This is a genomic window from Paenibacillus filicis, assembly GCF_038070315.1.
Classification (GTDB): Bacteria; Bacillota; Bacilli; order Paenibacillales; family NBRC-103111; genus Paenibacillus_G; species Paenibacillus_G filicis.
In genome coordinates this window covers 194,146-217,729 of record NZ_JBBPCC010000007.1, presented here as the reverse complement: position 1 = coordinate 217,729, position 23,584 = coordinate 194,146, and the positions used below count along the sequence as shown (strand labels likewise).

General features: G+C 47.4%; 20 protein-coding genes and 3 pseudogenes. 12 read left to right on the top strand and 11 right to left on the bottom strand.

Annotation, left to right across the window (positions count from 1 at the left end; genetic code table 11):
- Positions 1-144: 144 nt before the first annotated feature.
- On the bottom strand, positions 145-1,095 hold the full coding sequence (locus WMW72_RS13290) for an AraC family transcriptional regulator (RefSeq protein WP_341415960.1): 951 nt from the start codon (positions 1,093-1,095) through the stop codon (positions 145-147).
- Between the two features lie 187 nt (positions 1,096-1,282).
- Between WMW72_RS13290 and WMW72_RS13285 the strand changes: the two genes are divergently transcribed.
- The 9 genes from WMW72_RS13285 to WMW72_RS13245 all read left to right on the top strand — a co-directional run bounded on the left by WMW72_RS13285 (position 1,283) and on the right by WMW72_RS13245 (position 10,075).
- Positions 1,283-2,113, top strand: coding sequence for an SDR family NAD(P)-dependent oxidoreductase (locus WMW72_RS13285; protein ID WP_341415959.1), 831 nt, complete (start codon positions 1,283-1,285; stop codon positions 2,111-2,113).
- Between the two features lie 209 nt (positions 2,114-2,322).
- Positions 2,323-2,736, top strand: a complete 414-nt coding sequence (locus WMW72_RS13280) for an NUDIX hydrolase (RefSeq protein ID WP_341415958.1) — start codon at positions 2,323-2,325, stop codon at positions 2,734-2,736.
- Between the two features lie 28 nt (positions 2,737-2,764).
- A complete protein-coding gene (locus WMW72_RS13275) occupies positions 2,765-3,721 on the top strand; it encodes a LacI family DNA-binding transcriptional regulator (protein WP_341415957.1) in 957 nt (318 codons plus the stop codon).
- Between the two features lie 526 nt (positions 3,722-4,247).
- Positions 4,248-5,105, top strand: a complete 858-nt coding sequence (locus tag WMW72_RS13270; RefSeq protein WP_341415956.1) for a glycerophosphodiester phosphodiesterase — start codon at positions 4,248-4,250, stop codon at positions 5,103-5,105.
- Between the two features lie 5 nt (positions 5,106-5,110).
- A complete protein-coding gene (locus WMW72_RS13265; protein ID WP_341415955.1) occupies positions 5,111-5,857 on the top strand; it encodes a glycerophosphodiester phosphodiesterase in 747 nt (248 codons plus the stop codon).
- Between the two features lie 59 nt (positions 5,858-5,916).
- Positions 5,917-7,011: an ABC transporter ATP-binding protein gene (locus WMW72_RS13260; protein WP_341415954.1), complete on the top strand. Its 1,095-nt coding sequence runs from the start codon at positions 5,917-5,919 to the stop codon at positions 7,009-7,011.
- A 35-nt stretch (positions 7,012-7,046) separates the two neighbouring features.
- A complete protein-coding gene (locus tag WMW72_RS13255) occupies positions 7,047-7,886 on the top strand; it encodes a carbohydrate ABC transporter permease (protein ID WP_341415953.1) in 840 nt (279 codons plus the stop codon).
- 106 nt (positions 7,887-7,992) lie between these two features.
- Positions 7,993-8,730 carry a carbohydrate ABC transporter permease gene (locus WMW72_RS13250; RefSeq protein WP_341415952.1) on the top strand — a complete coding sequence of 246 codons (738 nt, stop codon included), beginning with the start codon at positions 7,993-7,995 and terminating at the stop codon, positions 8,728-8,730.
- A gap of 19 nt (positions 8,731-8,749) precedes the next feature.
- A complete protein-coding gene (locus tag WMW72_RS13245; RefSeq protein WP_341415951.1) occupies positions 8,750-10,075 on the top strand; it encodes an extracellular solute-binding protein in 1,326 nt (441 codons plus the stop codon).
- A gap of 302 nt (positions 10,076-10,377) precedes the next feature.
- On the opposite strand, the gene WMW72_RS13240 is transcribed toward WMW72_RS13245, so the two are convergent.
- Positions 10,378-11,130 (bottom strand): SDR family NAD(P)-dependent oxidoreductase, encoded by a 753-nt coding sequence (locus tag WMW72_RS13240; protein WP_341415950.1) that lies wholly within the window; start codon positions 11,128-11,130, stop codon positions 10,378-10,380.
- A 166-nt stretch (positions 11,131-11,296) separates the two neighbouring features.
- Entirely contained in the window at positions 11,297-12,049 is a 753-nt protein-coding gene (locus tag WMW72_RS13235; protein ID WP_341415949.1) for an SDR family NAD(P)-dependent oxidoreductase, read from the bottom strand.
- 313 nt (positions 12,050-12,362) lie between these two features.
- Between WMW72_RS13235 and WMW72_RS13230 the strand changes: the two genes are divergently transcribed.
- Positions 12,363-12,812, top strand: coding sequence for a MarR family winged helix-turn-helix transcriptional regulator (locus WMW72_RS13230; RefSeq protein WP_341415948.1), 450 nt, complete (start codon positions 12,363-12,365; stop codon positions 12,810-12,812).
- Between the two features lie 211 nt (positions 12,813-13,023).
- Here the strand turns inward: WMW72_RS13230 and WMW72_RS13225 are convergent, their stop codons facing one another.
- The 5 genes and pseudogenes from WMW72_RS13225 to WMW72_RS13205 all read right to left on the bottom strand — a co-directional run bounded on the left by WMW72_RS13225 (position 13,024) and on the right by WMW72_RS13205 (position 16,781).
- On the bottom strand, positions 13,024-13,251 hold the full coding sequence (locus WMW72_RS13225) for a helix-turn-helix transcriptional regulator (protein ID WP_341416027.1): 228 nt from the start codon (positions 13,249-13,251) through the stop codon (positions 13,024-13,026).
- Positions 13,252-13,431: 180 nt separating this feature from the next.
- Positions 13,432-13,769 (bottom strand): annotated as a pseudogene (locus WMW72_RS13220) (AraC family transcriptional regulator); the annotation flags it as partial.
- Positions 13,770-14,638: 869 nt separating this feature from the next.
- A complete protein-coding gene (locus tag WMW72_RS13215; RefSeq protein ID WP_341415947.1) occupies positions 14,639-15,094 on the bottom strand; it encodes a restriction endonuclease in 456 nt (151 codons plus the stop codon).
- Positions 15,091-15,885 (bottom strand): annotated as a pseudogene (locus WMW72_RS13210) (MFS transporter); the annotation flags it as partial. The pseudogene WMW72_RS13210 and the gene WMW72_RS13215, both read right to left, overlap by 4 nt.
- Before the next feature lie 305 nt (positions 15,886-16,190).
- Positions 16,191-16,781, bottom strand: coding sequence for a TetR/AcrR family transcriptional regulator (locus WMW72_RS13205; RefSeq protein WP_341415946.1), 591 nt, complete (start codon positions 16,779-16,781; stop codon positions 16,191-16,193).
- Positions 16,782-16,970: 189 nt separating this feature from the next.
- Here WMW72_RS13205 and WMW72_RS13200 point away from each other — a divergent pair.
- Positions 16,971-17,163 (top strand): annotated as a pseudogene (locus tag WMW72_RS13200) (nitroreductase family protein); the annotation flags it as partial.
- Positions 17,164-17,202: 39 nt separating this feature from the next.
- Entirely contained in the window at positions 17,203-18,375 is a 1,173-nt protein-coding gene (locus WMW72_RS13195) for an MFS transporter (protein ID WP_341415945.1), read from the top strand.
- Positions 18,376-19,034: 659 nt separating this feature from the next.
- On the opposite strand, the gene WMW72_RS13190 is transcribed toward WMW72_RS13195, so the two are convergent.
- From WMW72_RS13190 to WMW72_RS13180, 3 genes are all read right to left on the bottom strand, one after another.
- Positions 19,035-20,570 (bottom strand): response regulator transcription factor, encoded by a 1,536-nt coding sequence (locus WMW72_RS13190; protein WP_341415944.1) that lies wholly within the window; start codon positions 20,568-20,570, stop codon positions 19,035-19,037.
- The gene (locus tag WMW72_RS13185; protein WP_341415943.1) at positions 20,567-22,297 is read right to left on the bottom strand and encodes a cache domain-containing sensor histidine kinase; all 1,731 of its coding nucleotides are present in this window, start codon (positions 22,295-22,297) and stop codon (positions 20,567-20,569) included. The genes WMW72_RS13190 and WMW72_RS13185 overlap by 4 nt, the downstream gene beginning before the upstream one ends.
- A 161-nt stretch (positions 22,298-22,458) precedes the next feature.
- Positions 22,459-23,574 carry a glycoside hydrolase family 88/105 protein gene (locus WMW72_RS13180; protein ID WP_341415942.1) on the bottom strand — a complete coding sequence of 372 codons (1,116 nt, stop codon included), beginning with the start codon at positions 23,572-23,574 and terminating at the stop codon, positions 22,459-22,461.
- Between the last annotated feature and the right edge of the window lie 10 nt (positions 23,575-23,584).

Genomic DNA, 23,584 nt, shown 5'->3' with positions numbered 1-23,584 from the left:
CTGCTGTTGTGTAAAATCAATGACAGGCCTATTAAAAAAGTAAAACTCGCCGTAGTCTTGGCGAGTTTTCTTTATATAGTTACCTGCACGCTCCTCATTCAATTAACCGTCGTGAGCTTAGGAATGAAGCCCATACGTTTACTGCTATAATAGGATGTCAGCGGCAGCAGATTCATGTAAACTTGCCTTGGCATGAACCCCGATCGTCCGAATGTCCTTAAGCGGCGGTAGGCCGAAGTGCCGCTTATATTCGCGGTTGAACTGTGTCAGACTTTCGTATCCGACCTCGAAGGCGGTTGAAGTGACATCCATATCGTCCGTAAGCAAAATTCTGCGCGCTTCCTGAAGCCGAAGCTGTTTCTGATACTGGATCGGGCTCAGCGAAGTGACAGCTTTGAATTTATGATGCAAGGTAGAAGGGCTCATGCCGCCTACTTGAGCAATCTCCTCTACAGTAAGGGTACGTGTATAGTTTGTTTTGACATAATGGATAGCCTTGCTGATGCCTGCCGCATCATGATGCAGCAGCATGTTGTTATAGAAACGTGCGCCGCCCTCGTCGGTCAGCAGGCGGTAAATCAGCTCACGCTTGATACCTGGTGCGAGAAAATCCGCCGCGTCACGGTCAGTAGTCAATTGCAGCAGCCGCTCAAGCACATGCAGCACTTCAACCCCTGTCTTGCCAATAAACGCCCCATCTGTTAACTGATTTTCGCCAAAAGCTTTGAGCTTGGCATCCAGAGCGACGGATGCAATCTCGTCCGTTGTAAAGGCAATACGGATTGCTAGGTATGGCGCTTCCTGCGTTGCTTGGGATACTTGGCCCTTGATCGGCATATCGAGGTTGGATGCGATATAATCTCCAGCTCCATAATCGTAGGTATGATTGCGGACGATCAGTGTTTTACTACCTTCAAGGACTACACATATCGCAGGCTTGAACAAGCCGGATTGAATCGTGGTCGGCCGATCCGCCTTCAGCAGCGAAAGAAACGAAATCCCTGTCTCGCAGATACCGCTGGAGAAGGAATATGTATTACACAGGGATAGCAACCGCTGTAAGACGGCTGAAAGCTCCTCGGTATGATGGGACATGATGATCTTCCTCTCTATAGGGCGGCGCAACACAGCAGCCTTCCGGCTTAGGTATCTGTATCGGAGTTTTAGGCAAAAATCAGGCAACATCCGACTATTTCCTCCATTATAATCTCCATATAATGAAAGACACAAGGTCATCGGATAGAGGCCTTCCAAATAGCATAAACTCAAGGGAGAGGATTATATGTCGAAGGTATGGTTAATTACGGGAAGCGGGAGCGGGCTAGGCCGACATATTACGGAAGCTGCACTTGCCAAGGGAGAACATGTAGTCGCAACAGCCCGCAACATTGAGCAGCTGGATGATCTGGTTAAGCAATATGGCGATCTGATCCGTGTCGCTTCGCTCGATGTGACCGTAGAGGAAGCAGCTCAGGAGGCGATTCAACTCGCGCTGGATGCCTTTGGACGGCTGGATGTCCTAGTAAACAATGCAGGCTATGGCGATATCCGTCCCTTCGAAGAAACAAGCTCTGAGGATTTCAAGAGGCTGATGGATACCTGCTTTTACGGAGTGGTTTATTTGACACGTGCGGCACTACCCATTATGCGCAAGCAGCGTAGCGGGCATATCCTTAATATTTCATCGGTGGGTGGACGTTTAGCAACTCCGGGAAGTGCGGCTTACCATGCAGCAAAATGGGCGGTAGGTGGCTTCACAGAGGCACTCGCTATGGAGACGGCTCATTTCGGTGTAAAAATCAGTGCGCTAGAGCCTGGAGGCATGCGAACAAACTGGGTAAGTCGTGCGATCCATACACGTCCTCAATTGCTTCCAGACTACGAAGCATCGGTAGGCGCGCTGCTCAACATGATGGATGGCCTGCAGGGTAATGAGAAGGGAGATCCGGTAAAGGTCGCAGAGGTCGTCCTTCAGTTGGCTTATGCGGACGAGCTGCCTGCACATTTGCCACTTGGCAAAGATGCGTTACAGGGGGTTGAGCTAGCTGATAAACAGCGTGCTGCCGATGCCGAACGCTGGCATGCAGTCAGTATCTCAACAGAATATGAGTGATATAAACCGGGTTGACGAGAAGAACATCGTCGACCTCGCAACATCGAATCCAGCTAGCCCCTAGCGGTTCAAACTTACCCTCAATTATCTTCCAGAATTTACTGGACTAACAGATAAATTGGGGGTATATTTGTTGGTTATGTCAAGTTCGCAGACCAAGTGCTAGATGAAATCAGAGCAAGCCAATCAAGAAAGGAACCATTCTATACATGGATAATTTCCCGAAGCAAATAGTAGTCGCTGCCGCGGTTGTTTTGAACCATAAGAATGAAATTTTATTGATCCATGGACCAAAGAGAGGATGGGAAATTCCTGCGGGACGTGTAGAAAAGGGGGAATCCATCTCTTCAGCAGCTGTAAGGGAAACCAAAGAAGAGACGGGTATAGATATTGAGATTATGCGTTTTTGTGGGATCTTTCAGCATGTTAGGGAATCCGTTTGTAGTACCTTGTTTTTGGGGAGACCTACTGGCGGAGTATTTAAAACGTCCACTGAAAGTCATGAGATTGGTTATTTCTCCATCGAAGAGGCATTGAACAAAATAACATGGAAGGGCTTTAAAGAGCAAATTGAATATTGTATAAACCGGCAAGAGCCATTTTTCATAGAATTTAATAACTAGAGTTTATCCTCAACAGGAGAAGATGACAGTGGCAAATATTGATGAAATTGCAAAGCTTGCTGGAGTATCCGTTTCTACCGTTTCCAGGGTGCTGAATCACCATCCTTATGTATCTGAATCCAAAAGGGCAGCTGTACAGCGAGTGATTGATGAAATGGACTACACGCCAAATCGGTCAGCTGTCGATTTAATTCGAAAGGAAACAAGAAGTATCGGCGTGATCCTGCCTTTCAACAATAATCAAGCCTTTGATCAACTCCTTCATGGTGTACTAAGTCGATCGGTTGAGCTTGATTATAGCGTGATGGTTTTGCCGACTAGGTACGATGCAGAAAAAGAATTAAAGTACTTAAATATGCTGAAAAATAAACGACTGGATGGCATCATTATTACCTCCCGTTCGAACACGTGGGATGCCATTGTCCCCTATACAAAGTACGGAACGATAGTTACGTGCGAGTTAACGGATCGTCCTGAAATCGGCTGCGCCTACGTAGATCGATATGCCTCTTATGTAGACACGTTTCAATTGTTGAAGGATAAGGGTCACTCGTTAGTTGCTTTTACCATCGCTAGAGGAGAAGAGAGCAACAGTACACAACTGACGATAAAGGCCTATCAGCAAGTCTTTGGTGATATCCCAGAAGAATACCTGGTTAGGGATTGTTACAGTATGGATGACGGGTTACGGGCAGCACAAGAACTGCTTCATTTAAAGGTTAGACCGACTGCTGTTTATGCGAACGGCGATGAGGTTGCGGCGGGTATTTACCAATATGCGAGGAGCCTACAGTTGCGAATACCAGAAGATCTGGCACTCATTGGCCAGGAAAATCAACCTGTTGGCATGGGGTTACATTTATCTACAGTTGATCATCAATTAGCGAAAGTCGGTGAAAAAGCCTTTGATCTCGTCATTAAGAACTCAAGGGGAAAGGTAGAGATTCCTTATCACATCCTTGTACGGCAATCGATAAACGATTGATCAATCGAGCTCTCTGCGTAGCTTAACACATCGTAGCTGGCCATGTGCTTCAATAAAGGTTTGCATAATGCCCCTTAAAGAGCCCACATCAGGGCTTTTTTGTGCTGCTACCTTGTAAAGATCGCTACTTTCCCGCGAACCTGCTCATGTAGTTAATCCTCCTTATCCGAAATGAGGGGAAAGTTCTGTCAAGATAGAAGTCCCTGCCTCGTATCATCCCCTATATTTTAGAATGACATCTTCGAGCTTTCAACAAACAGAAACGATAAATTTGTTGGAATTCCAACAAAAAAGGACCCTGTGTTGAGTTTTTTGTACCGATCAATCATACACTTCGGTTTTCACAAAATATTTACGTACAATTGATATTCAGAAAATAATTTGCCTCTAATGTTTTAAGGGCATCAGCGCACACCTAGAGCAGACGAAGGAGAATGCCTATAAACTACCGTTTTCGACCATTAATATCCAGAATTTTCTGAAAATTAACATTATTTAATCGAATCTACTGAAAAGGAAGCTGAGTATGGAGCAGTTAACAATTTGGGCACATCGTGGGGCAAGCGCATATGCTCCTGAAAATACGATGGAGGCTTTTAAGCTTGCGGTAGAGCAGCATGCCGACGGGCTGGATATTACGATTCATCGAACAAAAGATGGAGAAATTGTCGTCATCCATGATGATACCATTGACAGAACCTCCAACGGTAAAGGGAAGGTCTCCAATTTTACACTCGCCGAGCTTAAGGGGTTCAACTTCAATGCCGGCTTTGAAGACAAGTATTCTCAAGCCGAAATTCCAACGCTCCGACAAGTGCTTGAATTCGTCAAGACACATCAACTAGAGCTGAACATTGAGGAAAATGTCATTTTCTCGGACATCGACCTAGCAGCGACTAGCCTGGAGGCTGCCAAGCTGGTGGAGGAGTACGGCCTCTCCGAGCAAGTCAGCTTTTCCTCCTTCAACCATCATTCCATGGCACAACTAAAGCAGTCATTCCCGGGGATACGAACAGGCATTCTGTACCTGGAAGGCTTGTATAACGGCGAAGCCTATGCAAAAACCATGGGTGCCGCAGCCCTTCATGCTTTCTACGTTAGTGTGACGCCTGAAATGGTAAAGCAAGCGCACAGCGCAGGCATACATGTTCACGCATGGACAGTCAACGAGGCTGCATCCATTAACTCCATGATCCATGCAGGGGTGGATGTCATCATTACGGATTGTCCGGACATGTGCTTCGAGCTTAGAAGCATGGATGTAGAGGCGCGCCATGCACTGGATGAACAGCAGTTCAGAGCCAAATACGGCGAAAACAGATCCTACTCTTTTATGCAGAGCTTATATACAAAAATGGCGGACAACCAGAGCCAGAAAGGATAACAAGGATGGAAAAGGCTAAAATACTTGGACATCGAGGCGCAAGCGGTTATGCCCCGGAGAATACAATGGAAGCTTTCAGACTTGCCATCCAGCAGCAAGCCGATGGATTCGAAATCGATATTCATATTACGAAGGACGGGGAGATCGTAGTTATTCATGATGATACGATTGACCGAACCTCCAACGGCTCAGGAAACGTTCCGGATTTCACCCTTGCTGAACTGAAGCAGTTTAACTACAATGCCGGATTCGAACATATGTTCCCTGTGGCCGAAATTCCAACGCTCAAGCAAGTACTGGAGCTTGTGAAGACACATAACTTGTACCTTAACATCGAGATTAAGGACATTATGACCAATACGGGCAAATATGACGGCCTGAACCTCGCAGCCGCGCGGCTGGTCGAGGAATACGAGCTGGTAGACCAGGTCATCTTCTCTTCCTTCAACCACAATTCAATGGCTGAGCTGAAGGAATCTTATCCGGAAATTAAAACAGCGCTGCTGCACTTCTCCAAGCTGTATAAAGGCGAGGCCTATGCAAAATCGGCTAAAGCCGATGCCCTTCATCCGCTGTTCTCTGTCGTGGACAAGAGCATTGTGGAGCAGGCGCATCAAGCCGGCATCCAAGTCAATGCCTGGACCGTTAACCAAGAGGCCGATATCGAGCGCATGATCGAGGCTGGTGTAGATGCCATAATAACGGACTACCCAGATGTAGGCTACCGGATCAGAGAATCTAGGCAGTCTTAACCAGTGACCTATAGTGCAGCATTGCGTGAGATGATTAAGGCTAGACGGAGGTCGCGGATATGAGCAGCATAGTACTGCAGAATGTAGAAAAAAAGTACGGGGATAAATACATCATCGAGAACCTCAATCTGACCATTGAGAGCGGCAGCTTCACGGTGCTTGTAGGACCGTCCGGCTGTGGCAAATCTACCACGCTCCGCATGATCGCGGGACTGGAGGAGAACACAGGTGGCTCGATTTTCATCGGGGGTCAAGATATGAGCAAGGTGGAGCCCGGCAGGCGAAATCTGGCCATGGTATTCCAGAATTACGCCTTGTATCCGACGATGACGGTGGAGCAGAACATCGAGTACGGTCTCAAAAATAATAAGGTACCCAAGGACGAGCGGAAGCGATTGATCACAGACATTGCCGAAACGGTTGGACTAACCAAGCATTTGCACAAGAAGCCTGAATTTCTCTCAGGCGGGGAACGGCAGCGGCTGGCGCTCGCCAGAGCAATGGTCAAAAAGCCCGCCATCTTCCTGATGGATGAGCCATTATCCAATCTGGATGCCAAGCTGAGACAGCAAATGCGCGAAGAGCTCATTGAGCTTCATAAAAAGCTTGGAGCGACCATCGTATACGTTACGCATGATCAGGTCGAGGCGATGAGTATGGGGACCAAAATTGTACTGATGAACGGCGGAAAAATCATGCAGGAGGATACGCCCCATCACATGTACCGGCAGCCTGAAAATATTTTTTCCAGCAAATTTATAGGTACTCCTGCCATGAATATTCTGGAGCTGCAGCACTGCCAAAGCGCACTCAGGCAGCTCGCTCCCAAGGAAGCGAAATACGTCGGCTTCAGGCCGGAGAAGGTGAAATTCAGCCTGGATGCCGTTGAGCCTAGCGCAAGCAGCTCTGTCCTTACTTTTGAAGGTATGCTGACTACACGCGAGGTTTTAGGCGCTGAAACTATTTACAAGGCTCAGCTTGATCAGAGCCGGAGCATTGTCATTAAATGCTTTGATAGCGTGGTGCGCGAGTTGAACCAGGCCACTCTGTATGTCGAGCCTGCCCATCTAACCTTCTTCGATGCCAATGAGCAGCGAATTCATCAAGCGGACGTTACTTCGTCAAACTCCGCATTAATGAGTGTAAGACCATGAGCAGCAAAGGAACCTTGAGGCGGATGTTGCCTTACATGATGGTTGCACCGGCCGTTCTTATTTTGGTCACCTTTTATATATATCCGATCGGCTACAACATCTATCTGAGCTTCTTCTCCTGGAATATGCGGGGGCCGATGAAGTTTGTCGGATTGAAGAACTATACCGAGCTGTTTACAAGCCGTGATTTTGGTCAAACGTTAATGAACACGATCTGGTACACGGTCATGGATGTCAGTCTGGTCATGGTGCTCGCTCTGCTGCTCGCATTATTTTTACGAAAAAACACCGTGGTGAACCGGTTTATCCAGACGATCAGCTTTACACCGAACATTATTTCGCTCGTTTCTGTATCGCTCATCTGGATGTGGCTGATGAATTCGGACAAAGGATTATTTAACTACATCCTGTCGCTCTTCGGGGTAGATCCCGTGGGCTGGCTAACCGATAAGCGTATGGCCTTACTCTCGATTGTTCTGGTATCGGTCTGGAAGTCCGTTGGCTTCAACGTGCTGATTATTTTGTCCGCACTCGGTTCCATCCCGCCTTATCTCTATGAGGCAGCGGCACTGGATCGTGCTTCAAAAAGCTCAGTATTTTTTCAAATTACGCTGAAGATGATTTCTCCTACGTTGTTCTTTCTGGTTCTTATGAATATCATCAGCTCCTTCCAGGCCTTTGAAACGATCAGCGTCATGACAAACGGTGGACCGTCCAATGCAACGAATACGCTTATCTACAGCATTTATAAGCAAAGCTCCGAATATTACCGCGTCGGGTATGCATCGGCGATTGCCGTTGTGTTGATGGCTATGGTAGGTCTGATCACACTAGTCTACTTTAAAGTGCTTAACAAGCGTGTTCATTATCGTTAAAGGGGGAGAAACACCTATGAATCTCTGACTCAAGACCCCTAAAATCATTATCCGGTTGTTGTTGTCTGCAGGGCTCATCCTTATATTTCTGGCGCCATTTTACTGGATGCTGCTGAGCGCCTTCAAAACCTTGGATGAAGTCATTGCGATGCCTCCGAAATTTTGGGTAGATAAGCTGCAGTGGATCAATTTCAAGCACGCTTTTACAAGAATCAACTTTATGCATTATACGAAAAACTCCATCATCATTACCTTTGGCACGATGATTGGACAGCTTCTCGTTGTCGTTCCTGCAGCATTTGCATTTGCACGGTACCAATTCCGTGGGAAGAACGTATTGTTCAGCCTGGTTCTCTTTACGATGATGATTCCGGGGCAGCTCATATTTCTTCCGATCTTCGTCATGTTTGCCGAGACGGGGCTGCTTAATACGTATATTTCCCTGATCGTTCCATTCATCGCAAGCGGACTGGCTATTTTTATGCTGAGACAGACGTTTATGCAAGTACCGGACTCCATTCTGGAGGCCGCCCGTCTGGACAACGCCAGCGAATTCAAAATTATCCGTACAATCATGCTGCCGCTGGCCATTCCTACCTTGTCAACACTTGCGCTGCTTACCTTCATCGGGACATGGAACAGTTACTTCTTCCCGCTTGCGTGGACTACGACCGATGCAGTACGGACGCTCCCGCTTGGCGTAAAAAAGCTACAGGATGCGGAAGGGTTAAACCCCCATATCGTAATGGCCGGCAACATGATGCTGATTCTGCCGATTTTGATTATGTTTAGCCTTGCTAGAAAGCACATCATTCGGGCATTCACTTACTCAGGCGTAAAATGAGAATAACTGGAGGGAAATTATGACAACCACATTGCATGCCATGAAAAAGAAGTTTATCCCGATCACAACAGCTATCATGGCCACGACTGTGCTGTTGGCCGGCTGTGGTCAATCCGGTTCTAACCAGCAAGCTGTGAAGTATACAAAAGGAGATAAGGTTGTTGAGCTCCATTTCTGGACGTCTGCTATGGAGCAGGTCAATAAAGACCTGGTCGATCAGTTCAATAAGACGAAGGGTGCTGAGCTGAACATTCATGTCAATGCCGAATATCAGGGCGACTATTGGGAATTGCAGAAGAAGATCAATGCCGCCGCTATTGCCAAAACGCTCCCTAACGTCTTCATCGACGAGGTGGCAATGACCAAGGGCTTTGCGGACAACAACACAATTGTGGATCTGGAGCCTTTCATCCAAGCGAGCGAATTCAGCAAGAATGACTTTAAAATCGGCGATCTAGGCAACCTCTATGTCGGTGACGATATGTACGCCTTCCCTCATATGCGCAGCCTGCCTGTCATGTATATCAATAAGACATTGGCAAAAAAAGCAGGCTTGAGCGAGAAAGGGCCGACGACATTTGCCGAGCTGGAAGGCTATTTGAAAGCAGCCTATGAGGCTACCGGAAAAACGCCGATGTACTTATACAATAACGATATGTGGGTGATGGAGGCGCTTCTGTACTCCTACTCCAATACCACGGTGCTGAATGACGATGAAACTGCGACCAACATCAACAGCAAAGGTGCTGTCGATCTGATCACCTACCTCAATGATCTGATTGCCAAAGGGCTGCTCAAGGTGCTGAGCGCAACACAGCAAAATGAGTTCATTGGCGCTGTTTCAAGCCCTGACACGCTCCTTACCTTCTCAAGCATTGGCGGCTACAAAATCTTTTTGGGCCTCGCAGCCAAGAGCAAGGTCGACCTCGGCTTAGCTATGATTCCGGCCGGAGAGAAGGGCACACGTGCCGTGTCTGTCGGAGGATCTAATATTTACATGGCGAATACTGGCAGTGATGTTGAAAAAGCTGCAGCGTTCGAGTTTATGAAATGGATCACAGATACCGAGCAAGCAGCTTACGCTTCCGTTAACACAGGCTATTTGCCGACAAGACTTACTTCATTGGACACAGATCTGATGAAAAAGACGATCGCCGCGCTGCCTGACTACCAGATTGCCATAGACGAGCTTAAGTTCAGTAAAATGCGTGCAAGAACCGGTGTTTATCACGAGGTCGAAAACCAGCTCGTTACCCGTCTTAGCGACATCTGGATGGACAAGCTGGACATTCAGAAAAGTCTAGATGCCTTGAAGAAGGATGTCGATGCTATCTTGACGAGATAAGCAGCTGTTCTCGGCGAAATAGCACCTCGGAACAGGGTGGGGGAGCGGAACTGCATAATCAGGGCTGTAATAAACAAGCTCCTGCAGGAATTCGTTTTCCTGTCAGGAGCTTGTTTTCAATCTATCCTTTCCATGGCCACTTGCTGCTTTCATCATTTTGCATTATTTTTATATATCGTGACACATTATTAAAGAAGGAGTGGAGTTCAATACTTGCTGGAGCTGTTGCCTCGTCGAAAAGCTGATATATAGCACGGACAGCGACTACATTCCAGAAGGATTCATGGCTTAGGCTTTACCAACTACCAAGGAATCGTTCCAAATGTTGCGCTCATGAACGTACCTGTCGGGCCGTCTGGGCCGAGCAGCGCAACGCGCACGATCTCGGAGGCACCCTCCTCGACAGTCTGCGTGCCCTCTAGGTTGAGAGCCGTCTTGGTGAAGCCCGGGGAAACTGCGTTGACCTTGATTCCCGTCGACTCCAGCTCGATCGCCATGGCGAGCGTCATAGCGTTGAGAGCCGTCTTGGATGCCGGATAGGTGGGGCGGAAGAAAGAGCGGTAGGCATAGGCCGGGTCCGAGTTATTCGTCAGCGAGCCAACGCCACCTGATACGTTGACGATGCTTGCTTGCGGTGCCTCGCGCAGGAGTGGCAGCATCGCTTGGTATACGGCAAGGACGCCGAACACGTTCGTTTCCCACACTGCCCGCACTTCATCTAGGGACACGTTACTCGCAAGGTTTAATTTAGCGTACTCTTGGACAGACATAGAACCCTGTCTTGTATTTGAGATAGCTGCGTTTTGGACGAGTACGTCCAGGCGTCCAAGCTCCTTGCGGATGCGCTCTGCTGCAGCGGTGATTGAAGCCTGATCTGTCACGTCCAACTGGAGCGCGATGGCGCCAGGCCCAATCTCTTTAGCTGCAGCCTCGCCCCGCTCGAAATTACGCGATCCGACCAGCACAGTGAGGCCGTTTGCGACAAGATCCTTTGCGACCTGAAGACCAATTCCTTGATTTGCCCCGGTAACCAAGGCGACACGTTTATTATGCATGATAATACCGTCCTTTCTTGCATCCATGTGCAACCTTTGTCATATATCTGACACGCCAATAGGTTGACATATCAACTCGTTGGCGTGTCATCACCTTCACCCTGGTGCTCAAACGTCTACAGCACACCATCTGCTCACGCTCGTGAGAAAGGCATAGCTTTACCGATTACCAAGGAATCGTTCCAAATGTTGCGCTCGTGAACGTACCTGTCGGGCCATCCGGACCGAGCAGCGCAACGCGCACGATCTCGGAAGCGCCATCCTCGACAGTCTGCGTGCCCTCAAGGTTAAGAGCCGTCTTGGTGAAGCCCGGGGAGACCGCATTGACCTTGATTCCCGTCGACTCCAGCTCGATCGCCATGGCGAGCGTCATAGCGTTGAGAGCCGTCTTGGAAGCCGGGTAGCCGGGGCGGAAGAACGAGCGGTAGGCATAGGCCGGATCCGAGTTACTCGTCAGGGAGCCAACGCCACTTGATACGTTGACGATACTTGCTTGCGGTGCCTCGCGCAGGAGTGGCAGCACTGCCTGGTAAACGGCAAGGACACCGAACACGTTGGTTTCCCACACTGCCCGCACTTCATCCAGGGATACGTTACTCGCAAGGGTCAAGTTAGCGTACTCCTGGACGGACATGGAGCCCTGTCTTGTATTTGAGATAGCTGCGTTTTGGACGAGTACGTCGAGGCGTCCAAGCTCCTTGCGTATGCGCTCTGCTGCAGCGGTGATTGAAGCCTGATCTGTCACGTCCAGCTGGAGCGCTATGGCGCCAGGCCCAATCTCCTTAGCTGCAGCCTCGCCCCGCTCGAAGTTGCGCGATCCGACCAGCACAGTGAGGCCGTTTGCGACAAGATCCTTTGCGACCTGAAGACCGATTCCTTGATTTGCCCCGGTAACCAAGGCGACACGTTTATTATGCATGATAAAACCGTCCTTTCTTGCATCCATGTGCAACCTTTGTTGTATATCTGAAATGTCAAGTAGGTTGACGCGTCAACCTTTGACGAATTCACTGTAACATATCGAAGTTGACGCGTCAACCTATTGGTAAGTTTACTTACTATAACGCATTGAAGTTGACACATCAACAAGAATGTAATATAATTTCCCACTAGCCTTGCGTTAATTTTCTCTGAATCATCATCATCCACCGAGAAGGATTCCATACTTAGGCAAAAATCCCCTATTTTCTTTCCTATGTAACAACGAAACTAAATGAAAAGGAAATGTGAATATGGATAAGAACTGGTTAAATGAAGAGGAAATGCAATTATGGTATGTGTGGAAATGCACGTATAAGAATATTTTCGGCCGTGTAGTAAAAGAAATGTCCGAGACAGGACTATCAGAAGAGGGCGATTTTGGAATATTAATGAGGTTAGTTGATCTAGGGAATGGTGAGCTTCGCCAACAGGAATTAGTCGAATCGATGGAGTGGACGAAGAGTCGATTGTCTCATCATCTAACGCGGATGGAACAGCGCGGGCTTGTACTGAGGAAACCATTAGACACAGGGAATGGTGTTCAAGTTATCATTACTTCCGCTGGAAAATCAGCCGTGGATGCTTCTCGTCCCATATACGCTAATGCAGTTCGCAAACATTTTCTTGATCAATTAACAGAACAGGACATGGAGTTAATTACTAAGTTGGCGCAAAGAATAGATAAAATGCCTGCAGATTGATCCGTACTTAAATATGATCCATTAGATATAAAAAAACAGATAATGCTTCGTAGTATCCCCTTTAAGTAGACACTCAAAAAAGCCCTCATGCTATCATGAAGGCTGGAGAGATCACTTGGAGGGGATATTTTTTGGCAAAAAAAGGGGTAAACATCCAATACATACACCAAAGATGGGAAGTAAAGGAGATAGGCTCCATTATTTTAATAAGTTAATGCTTTAAGATATCATTTGTTGGAGAAAATCCGAACAATCGAGTATATTCCCGGCTGAATTGTGACGGACTTTCATAGCCGACACGGAAAGCAGTATCTGCCACATTCGTAGACTCCGTTATTAAAAGGCGGCGTCCTTCTTGCAATCGTATCTGCTTCTGATACTGTACGGGAGTCATAGCGGTGACTTGCTTAAAGTAGCGGTATAACGATGAAGCACTCATATTGGCGTGATGGGCAAGCTCGTCTATACGCAGTGGTTTATTAAAGTCCTTTTTAATCCGTTCCACTACTTCTGCGATCATCGCATAATGGCTCCCGGAGGTAGCAATTTGCTTAAAGACATCTCCTTCTTTTTCACTTAATAGCCTGTAAATGATTTCTTTTATCGTTAACGGCGATACTGCCGCTATGTCCTTTGGTGTTTCTAGTAGTCTTAATAGCCTGACCATGGCGTCGAGAAGAGGGAGGCTCAATGTCCCAACAACAGCCCTTTGGGGGAACTATTCGTCTTATTCGGCATAAGTTGATTTTCCTTCATGACTTGAAAGATTTCACCTGCGTTAAGATCAAGACGGATAGATAAAAAGGGTGACTCTGGAGAAGGTTTAATTGCCTGTCCGGTAATCGGCACATCCAAAGAAACAGCTAAATAATCCGAAACACCGTATTTATAGCTCTCATTTCCAAGCATAATCACTTTTTCACCCTGCACGACGGTACATAACGAGGGTTTCTGAATTCTACATATCGGAACAAGGGCATGAGCGTCACGGATGAGATGGAGAGAGGGGATGTTCGTGGGAAAATCACCATCCCGTTTCGGCTGAGCTGTTTTTACCGCTTCAGGTGGATCTGACTAACCCGGATTCCATCAACCAATCTGTTAAGGATGCGCATGAGCACTTTTAAACGAATTACATGAAGAGCTTGAACAAAACAAGAGCATTAGTGTGAAAACGGATATTGACTGAACGTGGATAGGTTTGACAAGTGACATAAAAATTCTCTTAAAGAGCCGCTGATCAGAATAATGATCAGCGGCAAAGCTGTGAGGACAAGAACTTGTACGGATTGTTACACATCATTACGATAAAAACTCCTTGTGAAAGGAAAAAGAAAGTAGCTTGTGGCTGTTCTAATATTATTAACTAAAATCCTAAATTGGACGAAATAAACGTTGAATCAGCGTACTGCGCGCTTTTCTCTATATACTTCTTCACAAAACCCGTATTTTATACATATGTCTATAAAGCGGGATAAGCCCTTGTTATTACTGGATTCGCATGGATTGTGTCACAATCATACGTTTTATTTTTGCCGATATTTTTATCACAGCCTTTTCATTCTACTTTTCATTCAGAAAAAAGCATAAAAAAACCAGCTGGCCTAAATTGAGGCGCGCTGATTTTTCGATCACACCGGCTAACGGGATCATCTTGCCGAGATTCACTACACCTTTACTTCCAAACTTAGTAAGCAAACGGAATCCAACTTTTTGATTTATCTTTGCGGGCTTACTACAATTTTTGTTACTTAACACCTCCTTCTTCATCGAAGAATTTGATGTCTCCAGACTTTACATCTTTTAAAATAGCCTTAGCAAAAAACTCAGCTTCTGAGGTGATCAGTTACCGTTGTTATTTCGTCTCCCATTTCATTTATTAAAACAACTTTATCCGTTTGCCCGTAAATCTGAGTTTTATCTATTTCTTCAACTGATCCATTATTCTCGGACCACTCCTTGTTAATTAGAACATTGGTTCTCTTAATGTGATTTGAATAAGCAATAATATCAAAACCGATCTTTCTAACACGTCCTTTCCAGTCTTCTTCTGTAGGCTCTCTCATTTCTTGTAATGAGATCCCATAGTAATCAGCATAACTTTTAGCACCGCTTTGGTAACCTTTTTTTGTAACAAAAATCCCTTTAATATTCCCAATATCATAAACAACCCCAAAGAAGTCTCTGATTCTTCCTATCTGAATATCATTAGTGTAATTTTTGCATTCTATTGCAATTCTGTGTTTTTGGCCAACCATTTCAAATTCCCAATAAGCCATCATGCCTTTCTCCTAGACCAAAGAACAGCCGGTATAAGAAGCAAGGCTAGGAATCCTCCGGCCAATGAGAGTGTCGAATAGCTGGAATGTGCCACTACCATTCCGGACAATGCACCTCCGGATGCCCCGGCTAGCGCGATCAGTACGTCCACCGTTCCTTGTGTTTTGGCGCGAGTTGCTGGCGTCGTGGCATCGACAATTGCTGCTGTCCCGCTGATAAGGCCGAAATTCCACCCTAGACCAAGCAGCACGAGTACAAGAACCAGTAGTACCATGGAGTCACCCGGTGCGAATGCTGCGAGTAATCCCGCCAAGAGCAAGGTCACGCCGGACGCATAGGACATCGGTTTCCGGCCGTATTTATCGACGAGAATACCGATCAATAGAGAAGGCAGATACATAGCAGCAACATGAATCCCGATCACCATACCAACCTGACCAAGTCCATGACCATGATGTTTCATGTGAACCGGTGTCATGGTCATAATGCCAATCATCACAATCTAGGTTAACACCATCACCGACGCGCCGACGATGATCCCCCGTCTATTTACACTTGCTTCCGGAGTATGAGATTGCATTTTGCTACTCTGACTATGTGCGTCTGCAATTGCTTTGGCCACGAGTAATGGATCTGGCCGCAGGAAGATGAGCAATACGAATCCTGCCACTAGATATACAGAAGCCGCCAACATGAACGGTCCGGATAAAGCAGGAGTACCCAGTGAAGTCGCTATTCCACCTGTAAAATTTACGAGATTCGGGCCGGCAACCGCGCCAAAAGTCGTGCTGATGAACACCAATTTAACTCAATAAAAAAAGTCGTGGGATACCCCAACGACTCTTTTTGAACGGTGCTTCCGGGTTTACGGGGTAGTACCAGCGTAGCTGACACGACCCGTAAATGTATGGATTAAATTGGGAATTTATTAATAACCTCGTTATACTCATTTTGAGCATCGGTAATTGCCAGCTTTGAGTATACTTCCAAAGATTTTCTGCTTTCATGTCCGGAATAAGGTTGAATAAGTGCGTCATCGATGCCCTGCTTTTTTTAGCCAGGTTAATAGAAAGTGACGCAGAGCAATAGCGACAGGACCTATCCCAGCAGTTCTTTGGCTCCGTTCATCACTAAGGGCAAAGACTGTTTAACGAATGATTCCGCACTTATTAAACGCCCCTCTTTGTTCCAAACGTAAGCCGCCCCATACATCCCCCAACTTAACATGATAGAAGCTGTATATATTAAGAATTGCGCGTTTGGAGTCGATAGCATCTTGTCTTTGTCTATAAAGGAAAGAAGTATCGTTTGAATTTTTTCCTTTATTTGAATTTCGAATACAGGTACAAGCGATGTATTTCTTCTTTTGCACATAGTGCTTAGACCCTTGTGAAATTCGCATAACCCCAGAAAAATATTCTGAATTGTTTCTTCATTTAAGACTTCGTGACCGCTTATTCTACGATTTATGATTGTCATAAATGATTCCATTAGTCTGGCCTCAAGGATTTCGTATTTATCTACAAAGTGCGCATAAAAAGTCGCTCTGTTAACAGTAGCCCGCTCTGCAATATCCCTAACGGTTATCGATTCAAAATCTTTTTCTTGAATTAATGAAGCAAAAGCGTCTTGAAGGAGTCGCCGTGTACGCATCACACGAGGATCAGCTTCATTCTTTTTAATTGTCATGGTTAAGATCTCCCCAGTAAAACGACATTATAGAAATGGTGTTGTCTAAACAACGGTTTATGGTTATTGATGATTGCGTACCATTCGGTTGTTATTATAACATACAAATGCAACAAATGTTGTTCAAACAACTTATGTTGTATTGAAACAAAATGCTGAATGACGTTTTTCCAAAAGGAGGAGAGAACCATGTCGGTTTCACAATCGTCGCAAACGAGGGAGCACCAACTTTTTTTGATATTATTCGAGAACGCCGATCCGTTCGTAGCTATGATCCCGAGATTAAGATTTTGCGGGAGGAATTGACCGAAATATTGCGGCAAGCCCCGCGCTGGCTCCATCAGCTGCTAACATGCAGCCGTGGCGGTTTCTCGTTATCGACAAAAATATAGTTATTTAAAACATATCAGGAGAGTGAATTATGAAGAGCACATGGAAAATTTACGTTCTAGTCTTGATCAGCTTTTTAGTTGGAACATCCAATTACATCATTTCCGGGATATTAGACCGAATCGCAGAGACGTTGGGAACAAGCGTTGCGACAGCAGGCCAGCTCATTACGGTTTATTCCCTGGCCTATGCGGTCGGCACGCCTATTTTGATGGCGCTGACGGCCAAAATGGACCGGCGTAAGCTCCTACTCTATTCGCTGGGCCTCTTTATTGCCGCAAATCTGCTGACATTTATATTGTCCGGCTTCGGTTTCTTCATTGCCGCGAGAATCATTACGGCGTTAGGTGCCGGGGTGGTCACAGTTAACGCGCTCAGCATCGCCGCCAAAATCGCTCCGCCAGGTAAGCAGGCAAGCGCCATCGCCAACGTCACCATGGGCATTACCGCATCGCTCATCATCGGCGTCCCGCTCGGCAGAATGGTAGCCTCGGCTTTTGGCTGGAAAGCGGTATTTCTGTCCATCGCAATTGTCGGGGGCTTGGCCATGCTTGTCATTGCTGCGGTTTTACCACGTATGCAGGGCGACAAGCCTGTCCCTTTGATCAAACAATTTGCTTTGTTAAAAAAACCTCAGGTTTTGGTTGCTTTAGCGATTACTTTTTTCTGGTTGGGAGGATATTCCCTTGCCTATACTTACTTATCCCCTTTTCTGCTAAAGGTGACTCATTTAAATGAATCATTGATTAGCGCAGCTCTGTTTGTGTTCGGCGTTGCCAGTTTGATTGGCTCGAAAGTCGGCGGCTACAGCGCAGATAAACGGGGCATCATATTCACGCTCGTTTCAGGGATGGTGCTTCACGTCATTTCGTTGATTTTGCTATCCTTAGTTGGACAGTCGGTCATTTCCGTATTCGCCGTTCTGATTCTTTGGTCTTTTGCCGCATGGACATCAGCTCCCGCGCAGCAATTTAACCTGGTTTCGCTTGTTCCTGAATCCTCGGGCGTCATGCTGAGCTTGAACAGTTCCATGATGCAGCTTGCCATGGCTGTCGGCGCAGGAATCGGCGGGCTGATCGTTAACCGTGTTTCTTTGGCATCCATTACCTGGTTCGGGGTACTCGGCGTACTCATCGCCATCATTGCCGTGTTTGTATTGTCCAGCATGGCATCGCGGCATTCGGTGGTTCAATCGGCGGATTAAGGGTATGCTAACCATCGAATATTTATTGATTAAGGACTCTACTGAGGAAAGTTTAATCTAACAGGCTGCAATTTTAACATTTATTACTTATAAAATGAACTCTCCAGACATGGAGAGTTCTTAACGCAATAACAGAACTCTCACCAATTCTAGTAATTTGATGATGATAATATTCGGTGAGAGGTATGAATGGTTTCTTCTCATCATCAAATACGATGAGTCTGTACTTACTAACTGTCCCCTCTGGACAGTATTGATGAAAATAGCTCCCCATATTTCCCCCTTAACAACCGTTCAAACGCAATAAAAAAAGGCCACTCCCGATAACAAAAACGGGACGCGCCAATATCATGTGACACATTATATGAAACTCCTTGTCAATATCAAGTTTCAAAACAAGGTAATATAATTCTATCAATTCTTGGTCCTTCAGAAGCGTCAAAGCTGCTAGTACGCATTAAACACCTACTTTAAGAAAAAGCAGCTTGGCGGCCAGGATAGATAGATACACGGCAGCCGCCGTTTTGACAAAACGGATTCCCACAATTCACTCCCCATGATTCGGCTGCGATGCTTGTCTGCCAGTGGATGAAGTTCCTTCAGAAATTCATATTAAACCGGTTTGGAAATGGTGTAAATGAACACTTTTCCTGGAAGAGTCACTGGCCGGCCATCTGTTTGCGGTATTCTTTGGGGGAGACTCCCGCTATTTTGTTGAACATATGCGTGAAATAATTGGAGTCGTTGAAGCCGGTGGCCTCGGAAATTTCGAATATTTTCATATCTGTGCTTTTCAGCAGAAGCTTCGCTTTCTGTACGCGCAGGTTCTGGATATAGCCGGTTACACTTTCCCCGGTTTCCTTTTTAAACAGATTGCTGAAGTAGCTGGGGTTGAGATGGACATGGGACGCCACCTCGGCCAAGCCGCATACCCCCATGTATGATTCTTCAATAAACCGGATGGCCTGCTTGACCGGGTTATCATTCTTGCTGGCAAGCCAGTTATTGTGGGACTGCAGGAATTCATGGATGTATCCCTGCAGCCATACCGCAATATCCTCCGGCGTCACACATCTGTAGACAGAATCCCACTCTATGGGGCGCACGGGCATTTGCCATTCGGGAAACCGGACCTGCACCAGCCGGAGAATGGCAGCAGCCAGCAGCAGCGCCTCGATCTTGCCGGTTTGCGGAGGCAAATGGCTGATCCGGATGGCTCGCTCCTGCAGCTCCCGGCTCAGGCGGCTGTTATCCTCCGACATAAGCCAGGTTATAATTTCCTTCTCCTTCTCGTAAAGCGCCGTCTGGTTGAGCAGTGATTCATTGGCAGAACCGTGGTCCCTGTCCCCTTCCCGGCAATACCGTCTGTAGCCCTGGCGCAATTCCTCCGTGCTGGCGCATAGCCCTTGTCCGCTGCATTTAAGAGCCAGCCCCAGATAATGATGGACCGAATCGGTGAGTATCTGCAGCCATGAGGGGGATGTATCCGGCCGGGAAGCACTCCGGTCCACCAATAAAGCCCAAACCGATGCGTTCAAGGGAAACAGGCGAAAGCCGCCGGGAAACCATTTATTCAAGTGTTCCTCGGAAATATTGGCGAAAGCAAACTGCAAAAGCGGCACATCCTGGGCGGAATAATGCTTCTCCGGGGGGAAATAGGTAGGAAAACGGAAAAAATGCAGCTCGCATTGCTTCATCCGCTTCAGCAAAGCCTCCACCTCTTCGCCGCTGCAGGGCATGCCCATAATAGCCGAACGCAGCTCGCTGTCTTCATGCTGGCGCTTCCAGCCCTCCACCAAGAGCTGGGACTGGCTTTCTTCAATCAGCTGCACATAAATCCGGTCGAGTACGCTTAATATATCCGTTTCTACACAAGGCTTCGTGATAAAGTCCAGGACCCCGAACTTGACGGCGGACTGGGCATACGAAAAATCCTTGAATCCGGTTACAATCACAATCTTCGTCAGCCAGCCGCGGCTTCTGATTTCTTCTGCTAGCTGCAGACCATCAATATGGGGCATCCGGATATCGGTCAGCAAGAGATCCGGGACACATTTCTCCATCATTAACAAGGCGTCCCGGCCATTGGCCGCTTCCCCCGTCACCTCCCACTCGGCGGACCGCTTCCCCGCCAGCTTCAGCAGCCCCCTGCGGAAGTTGGGCTGATCTTCTGCAATAAACAGCTTGCTCCTCATCCGTTCCCCTCCTCATGACTCCCCAGTGTCCCGAATTTAATAGGAAGCGTCATGTGAACAACCGTTCCTTTCCCTTTACTGCTAGTAATTTCTACTCCATATGCGGGCCCGTATACCAGTTGAATGCGCCGCAGCACACTTTTGTAGCCGATTCCCGTCTTATTGCCGTCCGGCAGTACAGCCTCCGCCTCTGTCAAGGTTCTCAGGGTTTCTTTATCCATGCCACATCCGTTGTCAGCCACCTCGATATGCAGCGCCTCATTTAACACGAACGCTTTAATCCGCAGCACCCGGTCTTTCTCCATATCACGGAAAGCGTGTACAAAAACATTTTCCACCACCGGCAGCAAGAGGGATCGCATCATCCGTAGATTCAGCAGGGACTCCTCAGCTTGAATAATGGTTTCAATCTCGCCGGTGAATAGCTCTGTCTGGATCTTGATGTAATTGCGGATCTGATGCAGCTCTTCGCCAAGAGTCGTATCCGTCTGGACAGATTTAAGGGAATACTTCAACATCTCCGAGATGGCGTTGATCAGAAGTGCCACCTCCTCCTGGTCGTTGCTGTACAGCTTCCAATACAGCTCATTGAACAGGTTGTGTAGATAATGGGGGTTCAGCTGTGCCTGGATGGCCTTCAGCTCCGATTCCCTTTGGCTGATCTGGGCCAAATATACCTTGTTGATCAGCTCGCTCACTTGCTCCGCCATGCTGTTGAAGCTGTCTCCGATGTAGCCCAGCTCATCACCGGAATCCACTCTGACACGGACCGTGAAATCGCCGGAACGCACCGTACGCAGTCCCTGCATCAGATGGGCCAGAGGAGTCAGGAGCGTCCGGGTGGAAATCGTAATAAGTAGTGCGCTGAGCAGGATCACGCCGATTCCGGCGAATGCCAATACCTGGATGATGTCTTTATTTTTCCTCTGTATCTCCTGCAAGGAAGCTCCTCCGTATAGGGTAAAGCCTGCCGGAATCAGCTCATGGCGGACAAACAGATAGGTGATGCCATTCATTTTGACATAACGGGGATAATTTGCCTCTGTCAATTGCAAGAGTTGCTCCATTTCGCTCTGGTCGGTATTGGAGTAGAGCATACCGCCCATAGGCTCCAGCAGAAGCACCTTGCCGCTCCCATTCTCCGTAAGATCCCGCAGCACCTTGGATACCAGGCTTTCCTCCATCACCATCACCATGGTGCCGTACGGGATCAGCTTCTCATTGAGCATCCGTCTGGCAGCAACCAGAACCGTTCTGCGACCGTCCGGATCAATGGTGCTGGCAGCTTTGGCCCGGCCCCAGACCATATTCCCCCGATGGGGCTTAAGCTTTTCCATCATCCTGGTCAAGTCATCCGTTCCGGGCTCTCCTGACGCACCGGTTTTGGAGAGAACCGTCATTTCCCCGTTCTCATTGTACAGGAAAACGGAACGGATGGACGGTGCATCCACCAGCAGCATATTCAACTGCTCTTCCACATACTTGCGGTTCTTGAATTGGGTGTAGGAATCGCTTACGGGAACGCTGTTCTCCCTGAGGAACAGTTCGATGTACGGATTCAGGATAATGGATTGGGATACCCGGTTAATTTCCTGGAAGGACATCTCCAGTCTGGCCAAAGCCTGTTCGTTGGCGATGGAGAACTGCTTGCTGATTTCATCCTCCATTAACTGGATATTTGACCGGTAAACCATCCAGCCTGCCAAGGCAAAGGCAAGTGTTACCATACACGAGAGCAGCACGATCAGTTTGATCTTGAAGCTGCCCTTTATTTTTCCGGCTATATACCCCGGCCAGCTCGTCAGATGCAGTCGGCTCCCCCCTTGAATTTCTTACTGTATTTTAAAACGCTTCCTTCCAAGCAAACAAGGTTTTCATTTTACCTGTATTATTTTAAAGCTTCATACAGAGCAATAAGAGCAAGGGACTGTCCGTATGCCATCGGCATAATGGTAATGTTTTTATAATGGTCTTTATCCATGCCCATACCGGTTCCGGCCGACACATTCAGCACGGTTCCGTCCCCGCTGATATTTTGACAAACCGCCCGGATGGCCTTGTCTGCAACAGCCTGATAGGAGGTATCCAGTATACCGGCTTTTATGCCTTTGAGGATACCCGCGGCAATTGCGGCCGATCCGGATACCTCTTCATAGCTGGCCCGGTCTTGCAGGACTGTGTGCCAGAGACCGGAAGCGGCCTGGAGCGGAACCAGAGCATCGACCTGAGCCTTATACGTATCAACCAGAAATTGACGGACGCCCGGGTTAATCGTATCCTGGCAAGTTTCTAGGTAATCGACGAGGCCGTAGGTGAACCAGGAATTGCCGCGGCACCAGAAGATGCTGCCGAAATTATCATTGCGCTCGAAACTCCAGCCGTGGAAGAACAGTCCGATATGTTTGTCGAACAAGTACTTGATATGAAGCAGAATCTGGTGTACTGCTTCTTGCTCCCACTCCGGTCGGTTGAACTTGCGCCCGGCTTGGTTCAGAAACAGAACCGCCATAAAAAGCGTATCAATCCATAACTGCCCATTGTGCAAGTGGATTCCATCCCGGTTGCCAATAGCAGTGACTGTATGCTGGAAGCCGCCTTCTTTGGTTTTGGGCAGCTCATGAACGAGCCAGTCCGCGTGATTCCGGCATAACTGTTCCAACTGGTTGGAAGGCTCAAGCTGATCCAGGAGCAGAACCAGGGCCAGATAAGGAGCGGTCGTATTAATATTTTTTGACGGCAGACCGACCTCCAAATTACGAGAATACCAGTTCTGAAGAAACTCCATATAGCGAGTATCGCTGTAATACTTCTGCAGCTTGTACAGACTATAAAGACCGACGCCCTGGGGCCAGTCCCATTCTTCAATTCCGAAATCCCGTTGGACAATCCCTTTTCTTGTATCGGCCTGGACCACAGTTTTATCCTTTTCATAGTCGCTGCCGCCCAGATTCATAAGCTTGTCCACTACCAATCCGATTTTTTGAAGCAGCATTTCATTTGTCATGATTTATATA

What these genes read in the sequence shown, in the direction of transcription:
- WMW72_RS13255 (WP_341415953.1), top strand. Translation starts at nt 7,047, where the DNA reads ATGATGGTTGCACCGGCCGTTCTTATTTTGGTCACCTTTTATATATAT.
- WMW72_RS13235 (WP_341415949.1), bottom strand. Translation starts at nt 12,049, where the DNA reads ATGCATAATAAACGTGTCGCCTTGGTTACCGGGGCAAATCAAGGAATC.
- WMW72_RS13190 (WP_341415944.1), bottom strand. Translation starts at nt 20,570, where the DNA reads ATGAGGAGCAAGCTGTTTATTGCAGAAGATCAGCCCAACTTCCGCAGG.
- WMW72_RS13225 (WP_341416027.1), bottom strand. Translation starts at nt 13,251, where the DNA reads ATGAGTGCTTCATCGTTATACCGCTACTTTAAGCAAGTCACCGCTATG.
- WMW72_RS13250 (WP_341415952.1), top strand. Translation starts at nt 7,993, where the DNA reads ATGCTGCTGAGCGCCTTCAAAACCTTGGATGAAGTCATTGCGATGCCT.
- WMW72_RS13290 (WP_341415960.1), bottom strand. Translation starts at nt 1,095, where the DNA reads ATGTCCCATCATACCGAGGAGCTTTCAGCCGTCTTACAGCGGTTGCTA.
- WMW72_RS13285 (WP_341415959.1), top strand. Translation starts at nt 1,283, where the DNA reads ATGTCGAAGGTATGGTTAATTACGGGAAGCGGGAGCGGGCTAGGCCGA.
- WMW72_RS13195 (WP_341415945.1), top strand. Translation starts at nt 17,203, where the DNA reads ATGAAGAGCACATGGAAAATTTACGTTCTAGTCTTGATCAGCTTTTTA.
- WMW72_RS13270 (WP_341415956.1), top strand. Translation starts at nt 4,248, where the DNA reads ATGGAGCAGTTAACAATTTGGGCACATCGTGGGGCAAGCGCATATGCT.
- WMW72_RS13230 (WP_341415948.1), top strand. Translation starts at nt 12,363, where the DNA reads ATGGATAAGAACTGGTTAAATGAAGAGGAAATGCAATTATGGTATGTG.
- WMW72_RS13215 (WP_341415947.1), bottom strand. Translation starts at nt 15,094, where the DNA reads ATGATGGCTTATTGGGAATTTGAAATGGTTGGCCAAAAACACAGAATT.
- WMW72_RS13180 (WP_341415942.1), bottom strand. Translation starts at nt 23,574, where the DNA reads ATGACAAATGAAATGCTGCTTCAAAAAATCGGATTGGTAGTGGACAAG.
- WMW72_RS13260 (WP_341415954.1), top strand. Translation starts at nt 5,917, where the DNA reads ATGAGCAGCATAGTACTGCAGAATGTAGAAAAAAAGTACGGGGATAAA.
- WMW72_RS13280 (WP_341415958.1), top strand. Translation starts at nt 2,323, where the DNA reads ATGGATAATTTCCCGAAGCAAATAGTAGTCGCTGCCGCGGTTGTTTTG.
- WMW72_RS13185 (WP_341415943.1), bottom strand. Translation starts at nt 22,297, where the DNA reads ATGGTAACACTTGCCTTTGCCTTGGCAGGCTGGATGGTTTACCGGTCA.
- WMW72_RS13265 (WP_341415955.1), top strand. Translation starts at nt 5,111, where the DNA reads ATGGAAAAGGCTAAAATACTTGGACATCGAGGCGCAAGCGGTTATGCC.
- WMW72_RS13245 (WP_341415951.1), top strand. Translation starts at nt 8,750, where the DNA reads ATGACAACCACATTGCATGCCATGAAAAAGAAGTTTATCCCGATCACA.
- WMW72_RS13205 (WP_341415946.1), bottom strand. Translation starts at nt 16,781, where the DNA reads ATGACAATTAAAAAGAATGAAGCTGATCCTCGTGTGATGCGTACACGG.
- WMW72_RS13240 (WP_341415950.1), bottom strand. Translation starts at nt 11,130, where the DNA reads ATGCATAATAAACGTGTCGCCTTGGTTACCGGGGCAAATCAAGGAATT.